Origin of the sequence: Bradyrhizobium liaoningense (genome assembly GCF_018130825.1) — a bacterium.
In the GTDB taxonomy this organism is placed as follows: Bacteria; Pseudomonadota; Alphaproteobacteria; order Rhizobiales; family Xanthobacteraceae; genus Bradyrhizobium; species Bradyrhizobium liaoningense_B.
Genome location: NZ_JAFCJS010000006.1, coordinates 472,295 through 485,357 on the forward strand (window position 1 = coordinate 472,295; position 13,063 = coordinate 485,357).

The 13,063-nt window shown below is 64.3% G+C and carries 10 protein-coding genes; 7 read left to right on the forward strand and 3 right to left on the reverse strand.

Annotated features, from left to right (window positions below):
- Positions 1–36 precede the first annotated feature (36 nt).
- Entirely contained in the window at positions 37–1,359 is a 1,323-nt protein-coding gene (locus JQ603_RS27000) for an epoxide hydrolase family protein (RefSeq protein WP_212343708.1), read from the forward strand.
- Positions 1,360–1,752: 393 nt separating this feature from the next.
- Complete coding sequence (locus JQ603_RS27005) at positions 1,753–1,902, forward strand: hypothetical protein (protein ID WP_212343709.1); 150 nt, start codon at positions 1,753–1,755, stop codon at positions 1,900–1,902.
- Between the two features lie 106 nt (positions 1,903–2,008).
- On the opposite strand, the gene JQ603_RS27010 is transcribed toward JQ603_RS27005, so the two are convergent.
- Positions 2,009–2,464, reverse strand: coding sequence for a DoxX family protein (locus JQ603_RS27010; RefSeq protein WP_212343710.1), 456 nt, complete (start codon positions 2,462–2,464; stop codon positions 2,009–2,011).
- Between the two features lie 295 nt (positions 2,465–2,759).
- Between JQ603_RS27010 and JQ603_RS27015 the strand changes: the two genes are divergently transcribed.
- On the forward strand, positions 2,760–3,596 hold the full coding sequence (locus JQ603_RS27015; RefSeq protein WP_245003859.1) for a hypothetical protein: 837 nt from the start codon (positions 2,760–2,762) through the stop codon (positions 3,594–3,596).
- Positions 3,597–3,743: 147 nt separating this feature from the next.
- Here the strand turns inward: JQ603_RS27015 and JQ603_RS27020 are convergent, their stop codons facing one another.
- Positions 3,744–5,483: a methyl-accepting chemotaxis protein gene (locus JQ603_RS27020; RefSeq protein WP_212343711.1), complete on the reverse strand. Its 1,740-nt coding sequence runs from the start codon at positions 5,481–5,483 to the stop codon at positions 3,744–3,746.
- A gap of 224 nt (positions 5,484–5,707) precedes the next feature.
- Between JQ603_RS27020 and JQ603_RS27025 the strand changes: the two genes are divergently transcribed.
- The 4 genes from JQ603_RS27025 (at position 5,708) to JQ603_RS27040 (ending at position 12,177) form a co-directional block, all read left to right on the forward strand.
- Positions 5,708–7,090: an ethanolamine ammonia-lyase subunit EutB gene (locus JQ603_RS27025; protein WP_212343712.1), complete on the forward strand. Its 1,383-nt coding sequence runs from the start codon at positions 5,708–5,710 to the stop codon at positions 7,088–7,090.
- A gap of 145 nt (positions 7,091–7,235) precedes the next feature.
- On the forward strand, positions 7,236–8,822 hold the full coding sequence (locus tag JQ603_RS27030) for a B12-binding domain-containing radical SAM protein (protein ID WP_212343713.1): 1,587 nt from the start codon (positions 7,236–7,238) through the stop codon (positions 8,820–8,822).
- Complete coding sequence (gene eutC / locus JQ603_RS27035) at positions 8,819–9,604, forward strand: ethanolamine ammonia-lyase subunit EutC (RefSeq protein ID WP_212343714.1); 786 nt, start codon at positions 8,819–8,821, stop codon at positions 9,602–9,604. The genes JQ603_RS27030 and eutC overlap by 4 nt, the downstream gene beginning before the upstream one ends.
- Before the next feature lie 206 nt (positions 9,605–9,810).
- Positions 9,811–12,177, forward strand: a complete 2,367-nt coding sequence (locus JQ603_RS27040) for an efflux RND transporter permease subunit (protein WP_212343715.1) — start codon at positions 9,811–9,813, stop codon at positions 12,175–12,177.
- Positions 12,178–12,205: 28 nt separating this feature from the next.
- Here JQ603_RS27040 and JQ603_RS27045 read toward each other — a convergent pair whose 3' ends face one another.
- Complete coding sequence (locus tag JQ603_RS27045) at positions 12,206–13,051, reverse strand: hypothetical protein (protein WP_212343716.1); 846 nt, start codon at positions 13,049–13,051, stop codon at positions 12,206–12,208.
- Positions 13,052–13,063: the final 12 nt, after the last annotated feature.

The window sequence follows — 13,063 nt, forward strand, 5'->3', positions numbered from 1 at the left end:
AGTCTAGGAGCGGGCTTGCAAACAAGGAGGTCGAACATGACTGCAATCTCCTCCTCACTCACCCGGCGACGCCTCCTCGCAGGGTCAGTCGCAACCGGTGCCGTCAGCTTGCTTCCAATACATTTCGTCGCCGCACGCGCGCAATCGAAGCAAGCAGGGTCCCCGCTTGGTACGACCAAAGCCGACGCGATTCTTCCCTTCCGCGTCAATGTCCGGGGTGAAGACCTCGCTAATCTCCGCCGGCGCCTCGCGTCCACGCGCTGGCCCACCAAAGAGCTCGTTGAGGATCGGTCGCAGGGTGTGCAGCTGGCGACGCTGCGGGCGCTCGCCCGCTACTGGTCGACTGAGTACGACTGGCGCAAGTGCGAGGCGCGGCTAAACGCGCTGCCACAGTTCACGACCGTGATCGACGGGGTGAAGATCCATTTCATCCACGTCAAGTCCCGGCATGAGAACGCGCTGCCGCTGATCATGACGCATGGCTGGCCTGGCTCGGTCATCGAGCTCCTGGATACGGTCGGTCCCCTGACTGACCCGACCAAGTATGACGGCACTCCCGAGGATGCATTCCACCTGGTGCTGCCGTCCTTGCCTGGCTACGGCTTCTCAGGTGAGCCGACCGAACTCGGCTGGGACGCCGCCCGCATCGCGCGTGCGTGGGCGGTGCTGATGGATCGCCTCGGTTACACGCGCTACGTCGCCCAGGGTGGCGACGTAGGAGCCGCAGTCACGGATGCGATGGGGCGCCAGGCACCCAAGGGACTTCTCGGCATCCACGTCAACTTGCTCGCGGGTGTGGCGGCAATGTCCGACAAGCTGCCCGCAGAATCCGAGAAGGAACGCGCGGCGCAGAAGGCGGCCGCGACGTTCAGGGCGAGTGGCTTTGGCTACTTCCTGGAACAGTCGACGCGGCCGCAGACGATCGGCTACTCCCTGCTGGACTCCCCCCTCGGGCTCGCGAGCTGGATGCTCGATCATGACACGGACAGCTACTACAAGATTTCCCGAGCGTTCGTGGAGGGTAGGCCCGCGGGCAATCTCACCCGGGACAACATCCTCGACAACATCACGCTGTACTGGCTGACGGGCACTGGGGCCTCGGCCGCACGGTGGTACTGGGAGGCCGGACAGGCCGCGGCCCGTGCGGCCGGCAAGTCTTCTCCGGCGGTCGCGGTTCCCGTGGGATTTACGACGTTCCCCGGCGAAATCTTTGCTGCGCCCCGAAGTTGGGTCGAGACTATGTACCCCGGCGTCGCCTACTTCAGCGAGGCCGAACGTGGCGGACATTTCGCCGCCTGGGAGGAGCCGAAGCTGTTTTCAGATGAGGTACGTGCAGCCTTCAGATCATTGCGCAAATAACGGACCAGAGGCTCGACGCCGACGATGTTGAGCACGCGCGTCAGATTGTAGGTCAGCGCACACCGCGCCATCTCCGTGGCGACCTTCGGCAGCGTCTTGCACAGGAAGTTCGCCCGGCCAGGCGGCAGGAATGCATGGCCCGGCTTCTGGCCTGGCTGCGACCTAACCATCAAACACTGGGATCTCGCCGAGTTGCTGGAAAATGGTAACTGACTGCCGCTCGCTCGTTGCCTCGGCAGCGCGCAGCCGGTTGCCGGGGTCTTGCCGAATATTTCATCGCGATGGCCGTTCCGAGTGTTTCGGCGAGTTGCCACTTTTTGGAGGGCTTGCCGCGCCGGGTCCATTCGGCGACACTGCTCGTATTTCAAGTAGTTGTTTCAAAGGGGGCCTTTCATGCCCGAGACATTGGAAAGCCTGTTGTGGTGTGCCGCGGCGGCGACGTGGCTGATGCTTCTCTTCAGGATCATGGGTGAGCTCTTGAAGCCGCTCTCGAAACGCTTCGGCCATCTGCTCGAGGTTGCCTTCAGGCCAAGAGCGAAGTGATGCGGTAACGGCCTTCCTTCGAGGCCACATCGTGTTGCCTCAGCGCACTCGCTGCTCTGCGCGTGGCGAAGACACTTGCGCCGTGAGGCTGAAACCAGCGACGCCGCTAGCCCGCCAGTCTTCGATCGAGGGAAAATCGGCCCGCTCCGGTGACGAAGATCAACAGAGCGCCGCCCATGATCGAGATGTTCTTCAGGAAATGATTGTACTGCCCGATCTGTTGCGCACCGGCGGGATATTCCCAGTAACGATGTCCGATCGCAGTCGCCGAGAATACGAACAGAAACATCACGATTGCACAGTAGCGCGTGCCAACGCCGAAGATCAAACAAGCCGACATCAATATTTCCAGCGCGACGGTGGCCGTCGTGAACAGCAGCGGCGCGGGAACGTGCAGCGACCGGAAATAGCCGACCGAGCCGCTGAAGTTGCCAAGCGCACCGTACACGCTTCCGACGAAGACCCAGGCAAGCAGGATGCGGCCGACCAGGATCAGCAGGTCGGCACTGCCGGTGGCGAACTTGTCGATCGCAGATGTGGACCATGGAGAGCGGAATGGCATGATTACTGCCCTATCGCGCCTAGCTGTCTGACGACGGCACTTCAATGTCGGTGATCGTATCACGACCGGCGAGTCTGCCAATCCCGAGCTGTCCGCAGCGGACCCCACGAACTGGGTGTGTACCGCGCTGTTGAGCCGATGTGACCTCGGTGCTATCCTTCAACTCCATCATTCCCGTTAGGTCTGATGAGGCGGGTGATCGACTTGAGAACTGCCGCCTGCCGTTTGGAAATTGCAATATTTGAATACCTCGAGCCCGCCGTCGAACGCATTTCAGTGTTGCCGGGCAATGTTCATGGACGTCATTTCCCTCGTGCTTTCCATCGACCCGGAGGCGGGCTTCTTTGCCGAGCGCTATCGAAAAAGCGATTTCGCCATGTCTATTCCGACAAGCCGAGCCAATTGCAGGGCAGGCAACGATCATTTGAATGCAAGACGATTGAGCCGCTGCCTCATGGTTTCCATGTCATGTGCAGCCTGCCTCGTTCAATTCGCAAGCACCGCGTCGGCCCAATGTGCGCCCCGCAACGTTCTGCGGAATCAGCTGACGTTCAAGATGCATTCCGCGCAAGCATCCCGGCAGCCCATCAAGTCGGCCCGCGATGTTGCGACATGGAAGACGATTGCAATCGGCGGCTTCGCTAACCCGATCAGGTTGCGCAACGAGCTGCATGGAATGGGCTGCAATGTCGGTGGGCAGGCCGCTGAAATCCTCGCTCGACCGGCATTCACCGTCAGCTCGCAAAAGACCGAAGTGGAGCTCGTGGTCGTATCGCCGGTCCAGCTTGGGTTTACGTCCGACACGGCGACCTTGGCCGACGTTTACGCGCGCGCTCGGGAATTCGGCTTTGAGCTAGTTGCGGCAGAGGTCGGCCCGCAATTGCGCATCCAATATCTCGACCAGCCGATGGGTGAATTTCTCATCATCGCAATGGAGCCGATCAAGACGTGGAGTGGCGAGCCGATTATTCTGAATGTGGCAAATGGTGGAGCCGGATTGATCCTGATCGGCCAGGACGGCAGAGCCGAAGCGGGCATCCCGACGACATCCCGCTTCGTCTTCGCGCGGTCCCGTCGATCCCTATCCACTACCGAGGTCGTCAAGCAGGTAGCAGCCCGGCTGCCGCCGTGAACGGGACCGGCGGGAATTTCGGCGATGCGCGACCTAATCGCTGCGGTCAAGATCGTGTTCTCCGCATGGCCGCCCGCGTCTCGCAGGATACTTTCTTGGCCCGCGCGCATGTCTATGCTGCGTTGGCGGCGGCGCGTGACGCGTCCGTCACCCAGCCCTGGCGATGCGACCGTCCGCCGCGCCCGAGCGCAGGTTCTGGAAGAACGTCTCCACCTCCCGCGACAGCGTCGCCGCCGTCTCGGTCAGACTGCTTGCCGCCGTCAGCACGGACGCGGCCGCCGTGTCGGTCTCACCGATGGCGTCGCGCAGCGAGGTGATGTTGGCGACGAGGGTCTCGTTGCCTTGCGCGGCCGATTGCGCATTGGACGAGATTTCGCGCGTGGCCTGGTCCTGCTGGCCGACGGCGCCGGCGATGGCTGAGGTGACCTCGTTGATCTCGCGCACCGCGCCGCCGATCTCGCGCACGGCGTCGACCGCGTTGCGGGTGGAGGCCTGGATCATCGCGACGTTCTCGCTGATGTCGGCGGTCGCTTTCGCGGTCTGTCCCGCCAGTGCCTTGACCTCGTGGGCAACGACGGCAAAGCCGCGGCCGGCATCGCCGGCGCGTGCGGCCTCGATGGTGGCGTTGAGCGCGAGCAGGTTGGTCTGCTCGGCGATCGCCTGGATCAGGCTGAGCACGCCGTCGATGCGCTGGGTCGCAGCCGCAAGGCTTTCGATCTCCGCTATCGATTTCTCGGTGCGCTGGCCGGTCTGCTCGACCGCACCGGCGCTCTGCCGCACCTGGCGGCCGATCTCCTCGACGGAGGCCGACAGCTCCTCGGCCGCGCCCGCGACCGCCGTGACATTGTGCGAGGCCTGCTCGGTGGCGCTCGCCGCCGTGCCGGCGCGGCTGCTCGCGTCGGCCGTGACGCGGGTGATGGTCTGCGCGGTCTCGCGCATGACGGAGGCGTTGTCGCTGAGCCCGCGCATGATCGCGCCGATCGCCTCGCGGAATGCTTCGACGGATTGCTCGATGTGACGGCTGCGCGCCTCGCGCGCGGCGGAGTCCTGCGAGACCTGCGAGGCAAGGTTGCGGTTACGCCCCATCGCGTCCTGAAACACCTGGATCGCGCGGGCGAGTGCGCCGATCTCGTCGGCGCGGTCGGAGTGCGGTACCTCGACGTTCTCGGCGCCGTCGGCGACCTGCTTGATGGTCGCGGTGATCGCGGCGAGCGGCCGGGCGATCGAGCGGGCGATGATGACGATGCCGATCACGACGAGGGCCAGCGCCACGCCGCCGAGGCAGGTCAGGACGAAGGACAGGGTGCGGTTGGTCTCGGTTTGCTGGGCGATCTGCCTGGCGCGCTCGGCATAGACCTTGGACAGCGCCTCGAGATCCTTGTTCAGCGCCGAGCGCACCGCGCGGTTGGCGTCGTTGTCGCCCCATTCGCGACCCGCGGCCGCGTTGATCTCGATGCCGCGTCGCACCAGCTCCTTGCGGAAGTCGACGAACTGCTCGATGCGCTTCTTGAAGGTCGCGAACTGCTCGGCATCGTCGGCTTTGACGATGGTTTCCCAGCGCTTCACGACTTCGAGGATCTGGGCGTTGAACTTGAGCAGGCCTTCGCCGTATTTCTTCACCACGGCGGGCTCGGTCGACATGTAGACGCCGCGCGATTCCATCACCACCGCATAGACCAGCGAGTTGACGCGCTCGACGTTCAGCGCGGCCGCATTCGCGGTCTCGATCGCGCTGGTCAGCTCGGCGCTGCGGCGGCTGTTGTAGTCGGACAGCATCGCGATCGCCGCCGTGAGCAGCGCGAACAGCGCGAAGATCGCGTAGAGCTTGGTGGCAAGCGTGAAACGGCCAGCCAGGCCGGCGGCATTCCCAGATCGGTCGGATGTCATGGTGTTCAGGTGCCCGGAATGGCCTGAAGCGGCCGGTGAGCGCAGTTCGAGCGAAATTGATGCAAAACTATGCGGAACGAAGATGGACGCGGCGTTAACGCGCCCCTTGGCTGCCTTCGTCCTTAGTCGAAAGAAAGGTAAGTTATTTCAGCGTCTTGATCTGGAGGTAGAGTTTCAGGATAGTGCTGGAGTCGGCCGTTGGCCGACGAGTCCCGGAGAGGCCCTTGGTCTACCGCCACACCATCGACGCCACGACCTACACATTCCCCGATCTGCGCGACCTGCTCGCCAAGGCGACCCCGCCGCGCTCCGGCGACCGGCTGGCAGGAATTGCCGCTGCCAGCGCCGAGCAGATGATCGCGGCGCGGATGGCGCTGGCGGATGTGCCGCTCGGGCAGTTCCTGCAGGAAGCCGTCATTCCCTATGAGACCGACGAGGTCACCCGCCTCGTCATCGACAGCCATGACGCCAGGGCCTTTGCGCCGGTGGCATCGCTGACCGTCGGCGCCTTTCGTGACTGGCTGCTGTCGGACGCTGCAACGCCCGACATCCTGCGCAAGCTGGCACCAGGCATCACCCCGGAGATGGCGGCCGCCGTGTCGAAACTGATGCGCAACCAGGACCTGATCCTGGCAGCGCGGAAATGCGAAGTTGTCACTGCCTTCCGCAATACCATCGGCCTGAAGGGGCGGATGAGCACGCGGCTGCAGCCCAACCATCCGTTCGACGATGCCAGGGGCATCACCGCCTCGATCCTCGATGGCATCCTGCTGGGGGCCGGCGATGCCTGTATCGGCATCAACCCGGCCAGCGACGATCCCGCCGTCATCGCCCAATTGCTGCGGCTGCTGGACGAGATCATCGCGCGGCTGAAGATCCCGACGCAGGCTTGCGTGCTCACCCATGTCACGACGACGCTGTCGCTGATCGGGCAGGGCGTGCCGGTCGATCTCGTCTTCCAGTCGGTCGCCGGCACCGAGGCCGCCAACCGCAGCTTTGGCATCGACCTCGCGCTGCTGAAGGAGGGGCAGGAGGCCGGCCTGTCGCAGAGGCGCGGCACGGTCGGGCAGAACGTGATGTATTTCGAGACCGGGCAGGGTTCGGCGCTGTCGGCGGGCGCCCATCACGGCGTCGACCAGCAGACCTGCGAGGCCCGCGCCTATGCGGTCGCCCGCGCCTTTGCGCCGCTCCTCGTCAACAGCGTCGTCGGCTTCATCGGCCCGGAATATCTCTATGACGGCAAGGAGATCATCCGGGCGGGCCTGGAGGATCATTTTTGCGGCAAGCTGCTCGGCCTGCCGCTCGGGATCGACATCTGCTACACCAACCATGCCGAAGCGGACCAGGACGACATGGACAATCTGCTGACGCTGCTTGCGGCTGCCGGCGTCACCTTCATCATGGGCGTGCCCGGCGCCGACGACGTCATGCTGAACTACCAGTCGACGTCTTTTCACGACGCGCTCTATGTCCGCGACGTCTTCGCCTTGCGCCGCGCGCCGGAATTCGACGACTGGCTGGTGCAATCGGGCATTGCGGGTGCCGATTTCCGCCTGGCCGGCGATGCAGGCCTGCTACCCGATTTCGCCTCGCGGCTGATCGCGTGACGCGGCCGGGAGTCCCCCAGGAAACCATTGGTCCCCCTCGGAATTAAGCTCATGCCACAATATTGAGAAATTCCGGCGACAGCATTACGCTATGTGTCTGGCTGGCAATTTCCGCAACCAGGTCGAGTGTGGCGGGGGAGCTTAGATGCGAGCTGAAAGCAACGGTACGTCCCGGCGGATTCTCTGCGTATTTCCGCGCTACACGTCCTCGTTCGGTACGTTCGAGCATTCCTATCCCCTGACCGATGGCGTCCGCGCCTTCATGCCGCCGCAGGGCCTGCTGCTGATCTCCGCTTATCTTCCGAAGGAATGGCAGGTCAAATTCGTCGACGAGAACCTCCGCCGCACGACCAAGGAAGAGTTCGAATGGGCGGAGATTGTCTTCGTCAGCGGCATGCATATCCAGCGCCAGCAGATGAACGACATCTGCCGCCGCGCCCATGAGTTCGATCTGCCGGTCGCGCTCGGCGGTCCCTCCGTCAGCGCCTGTCCGGACTATTATCCGTCGTTCGACTATCTCCATGTCGGCGAACTCGGCGATGCCACCAACCAGCTGATCGAGATCCTCTCGCGCGACACCTCGCGTCCTGACGAACAGGTGGTCCTCACCACCAAGGACCGGGTGCCGATGACGGAATTCCCGATCCCGGCCTACGAGCTCGCCGACGTGAAGAGATACTTCCTCGGCAGCATCCAGTATTCCAGCGGCTGTCCCTATCAGTGCGAGTTCTGCGACATCCCCGGCCTGTACGGGCGCAATCCGCGCATCAAGACGCCGGAGCAGATCATCGCCGAGCTCGACCGCCTGCGCGAATGCGGCATGACCGACACGGTCTATTTCGTCGACGACAATTTCATCGGTAACCGCAAGGCGGCGATGGATCTGCTGCCGCATCTGATCGAATGGCAGAAGCGGACGGGCTACGTGGTGCGGCTCGCCTGCGAGGCGACGCTCAACATCGCCAAGCGCCCCGAGATCCTCGAGAAGATGCGCGAGGCCTATTTCATCACCATCTTCTGCGGCATCGAGACGCCCGACCCCGATGCCCTGAAGGCGATGCACAAGGACCACAACATGATGGTCCCGATCCTGGAGGGTGTGCACACCATCAACTCCTACGGCATGGAGGTGGTGTCCGGCATCATCATGGGGCTCGACACCGACAAGCCGAACACGTCGGAGGCGCTGCTCGCCTTCGTCGAGGAGTCCCGGATTCCACTGCTCACCATCAACCTGCTCCAGGCGCTGCCGAAGACGCCGCTGTGGGACCGTCTGGAGAAGGAAGGGCGCCTGGTCGAGGACGACGGGCGCGATTCCAACGTCGACTTCCTGTTGCCCTATGACGAGGTCGTCGCATCCTGGAAGCACGCCATGGCGGTCGCTTACGAGCCCGAGAAGGTCTATGCGCGCTTCCAGTATCAATGCGACCACGTCTATGTACACCGCCTCAAGGTGCCGGTGCCGGACGAGATGAAGACCTGGCCCAACATCCGGCGTGGCCTCGTCATGCTGCGCAACATCTTCTGGAAGGTCGGCGTGCTCGGCGACTACAAGCGCGTGTTCTGGAAGTTCGCGCTCGGACGCATCAAGCATGGCGACATGGAAGGCCTGATCGGCTGCACCCTGATCGCGCACCATCTCATCACCTTTGCGCGCGCGGCTTCCAGCGGCAAACAGAACGCCTCGAACTATTCGATCCGGCTGCGCGAGGCTGCCGTTCCCGCCGAATGAGTGACAGATCCGTTCCGGCCCGCCCCATTCTCGACCTCAGGTCGTTCACGCCCGCGCGCGTCGCGCTCGGGCGTAGCGGCGCAAGCCTGCCGACCACAGCGCTGCTCGACTTCACGCTGGACCATGCCCGTGCCCGCGATGCCGTGCATGCGGCCTTCGATGCGCCGCGCCTGGTCGCCGATCTCGGCGCGCTTGGACTTGCCGTCAGCGAGGTGAGGAGCCAGGCCGTCGACCGCAGGGACTATCTGCGGCGCCCCGATCTCGGACGACAGCTCGATTCAGGCTCCGCCAAAACTCTCGCGCGAGGCACTGCCGGGCCATGCCAGCTGGCGCTCGTGATCGGCGACGGCCTGTCGGCGGCGGCGGTCCACGCCCACGCGGTGACGCTGGTGGCGCGCCTGCTGCCGTTGCTCGCGGAGGGCGACGTTGTCGCGCTCGACCATGTCGTCGTCGCCTCAGGCGCGCGCGTCGCGCTCGGCGACGAGATCGGTGCGATTCTCGGCGCGCGCATGGCCCTCATGCTGATCGGCGAACGGCCCGGCCTGTCCGCGCCCGACAGTCTCGGCGCCTATCTGACCTTCGCGCCGAAGCCCGGCCGCACCGATGCCGAGCGAAATTGCGTGTCGAACATCCACAAGGCTGGGTTGAGCCATGACGAGGCCGCCTTCAAGATCGCCTGGCTCGTCCGCGAGGGCCTGGCCCGGGAGGTCACCGGCGTGGCGCTGAAGGACGAGAGCGCGGACCGGGCGGCGCGTCGAATTGGCACGGCATTGCCGGAATGACGGGCATTCCGGCAAAATCGCCGCATCTTGATCGATTCGGCCACCCTTCGTGCGCTTGCGAAAAGGCCTTTTGACCTGCTAAACCGCTGCCGGCGATTTTCCGCGCATTTTCAACGGGCAAGCCTCCCATTGGTATGGCGTTTTCAAGCCGTTCGCGGGGCGCAATAAGCTCACAAGACCGAGCCGATTTAGGAACTGGACAAGGCATGCTCGAAAAGCACAGCGAGAGTGAGGTTCATGTCGACAAGGTCGAGCAGGGACCTGCGTCCTCCATCGCCTTCGGGCTGGAGCGCATCGGGCTGATCGCCGTCCGGGCCCCGATTGTCTCCTGCATCGTCCTGCTCGCCCTGATTGTCGGCGCCGTATTCGGCATCTACCGGATCAAGATCGACGATTCGCTGTCGCAGCTGTTCCGTTCCGACACACGCGAATTCAAGCAGTATGAAGAGGTCACGAAGAAGTTCCCGGCCGAGGAATTCGACGTCCTGGTCGTGGTCGAGGGCAAGACCCTGCTGGCGCGGAACAACCTCGAGAAGCTGCGTGACTTCGTCACCGACATGCAGCTGGTCGAAGGCACGCGTGGCCTCGTCTCGCTGTTCTCGGCGCGCCAGGCACCGGCGCCGGGCAAGCTGCCGGCGGCGCTGTTCCCGCCCGAGCTGCCCGAGGGCGCGGCCTATGACAAGTTCATCGAAACCGTCAAGAACAACGAGATCATCCGCGGCAAGCTGCTGTCGGAGGACGGCACGCTGGCGCTGATCGTGCTCTCGCTCGATCCCGAAGTGGTCGCCTCCAGCAAGCTGACCAAGACCGTCGCCGACATCCGCGCGCTGATGAAGGAAGATCTCAGCGATACCGGGCTCAACGTGCAGCTCTCCGGCGTGCCGGTGATGCAGCTCGAGATCCGCAACGCGGTCGAGCGCGACGGGCTCACCTACAACATCCTCGGCATCCTCGCCGGCTGCATCATCGCCATCATCTTCTTCCGCAAGATCTCCTTCATGATCGCGGCGGCGTTCCCGCCGATGATCGCGATCCTGCTGGCGCTCGGCGCGCTCGGCTGGGCCAATTTCAACCTCAACATGTTCCTGAACGTGATGACGCCGCTCATCATGGTCATCAGCTTCTCGGACTCGATGCAGCTGACCTTCGCCGCGCGCGACCGGCTGATCGCCGGCCAGGACAAGTTCACCGCGTTCAAGAACGCGGTGCTGGTGGTGGGGCCGGCCTGCGTGCTGACGCACGGCACTGCCGGCATTTCCTTCATCGCGCTGCAATTCTCCGACTCCGACCTGATCCGCAAGTTCGGCGAGGCGGGGCTTGCCGCCACCATCATCGCGCTGGTCGCGGTGCTGTCGCTGGTACCGGTGTTCGGCGTGCTGTTCGTGCGCAATGAGAAGGTCTTCGCGGTCAAGTTCCAGGGCGCCGATGCCGGCGTCCAGGCGCTGCGCAATTTCTGCTACTGGATCGCGGTGCGCATGGTGGGCCGGCCCGGCCTGTTCAGCCTGATCGCGGTGCTGTTCGTCGGCGGCCTCGGCGTCATCTACGCCAATCTGGAGCCGCGCTACCGGCTCGCCGACCAGGTGCCGGACAAGCGCCAGGCGGTCGCCGCCAGCGACCGGCTCGATGCCAAGCTCACCGGGGCCAACCCCGTCAACGTGCTGATCCAGTTCCCCAAGGGTGAGACGCTCTATTCACCGGAGACGCTACAGACCATCGCCGACGTGCATGCGACCGTCGAGAAGGCGGCCGGCGTCGGCAACGTCTGGTCGATCGAGACCCTGCGCCGCTGGCTGGCGGAAAAGGCCGGCAGCGCCGACGTCGCGACGCTGAAGGAATATGTCAGCGTCATCCCCGAGCATCTGGTGCGGCGTTTCATCGACGCCGAGCAGGATGCCGTCGTGGTCGCGGGCCGCGTGCCGGACAAGGATTCCAGCCAGCTCCTGCCGATCGTCGATAAGCTCGATTCCGAGCTCGACGCCGTCCGCAAGAAGCATCCCGGCTACGAAGTCGCCGTGACCGGCCTCGCCGCCATCGCCGCACGCAACTCGGCCAGCATGATCGAGAAGCTGAACCGCGGCCTCACCGTCGAATTCGCGCTGGTCGCGATCTTCATCGGCCTTGCCTTCCGTTCCTGGGTCGTGATGTTCGCGTGCATCCTGCCGGGCATCTTCCCGGTGGTGATGTCGGGAACGGTGCTGTGGGCGATGGGCGAGGGGCTGCAATTCGCCAGCGTCGTCGCGCTCACCGTCTCGTTCGGCTTAGGGCTCAGCGCCACCATCCACTTCCTCAATCGCCTCAGGCTCGAGAGCAAGCCGGGCGTCGGCTCGGCGCTCGCGGTGGAGCGGGCGACCGTGCTGGTCGGCCCGGCCCTGATTCTGACCACGGTGGTGCTGGCCTGCGGCCTCGTCGTCACCGTGTTCTCCGACCTGCCGTCGCTGCGGCTGTTCGGCTGGCTCAGCGCCTTCTCGATGGTGATGGCGCTCGTCGCCGACCTCTTCATCCTCAGGCCGACGGCGATGTGGCTGATCAACCTGCACGGCAAGTTGCAGGGCCCGGACAAGCCCGCGATCTGAGCGTGGGGCGGCAGACGCCGCCTCGCACTCACGCCTCGATGCGGACGATCCCGTACGGATTGAATTTGAAATCGTCCGCGGCGTAGTCCTGCTCCCGCGACAGCGTGAGCTTGCGGTCGCGCAGTGTCGCCTCAACGCCGTGCTCGGCCATGGCGTTGGCGATCTCCTCCATCAGCATCACCGCGGACCATTCGTTGCCGCGTGATTTCGCGACATAGACCTCCGGCAGGCCGACGAGGTGATAGCCGACGGTCTCGTAATAGCGATCGCCGCCGAGCGGGCGCTTGGCGAAGGCAAGGCGACAGGCCTTGGCGAGAGCGAGCGTCATGCCGAGGCCCTGGCCGGTCTTGGCGCCGTTGCGTGCCTGATCGGCGAGGCTGCGCCACCGCGCAAGCCCGTGGGCGATGCCCGCGCTCTCACCCTTCACGGCGGTGGCGCCGGCCTCGATCATTTCCTCGACGATGCGCAAGGCCGCCGCCGAATAGGCGACTGCCTTCTGCTGATCCATCGGCGGGCTCCGCACGTAGAGGACGGATTTGTGGTTGATCACGGCGGCCTCGTCGGACGCGGACCATGCCTTCGGGAAGACGCGGTCCCAGCACACGCCGAACGACCTCTCCATGCGCGGATCGGGCTTGGCTTGCGAATAGGTGCGATCGATCTCGAAGTTGAAATCGGCGATCGTCCTGGTCACCGCCTTCGGCGGATGCAGCAGGCTGTCATCCTTGCCGAGGAAGCAGAGTACGTGGCGCGGCTTTACCGCAGAAGGCTGCATGTCCGTCTCCCGCTTGATTGACGGTTGATCATTGGCCCACGCGCGACTGGCGGCGAAGAGCCCAATGGCTTTGAGCAGGTTTCTGCGGAGATGGTTCATGTCAGCAAAATG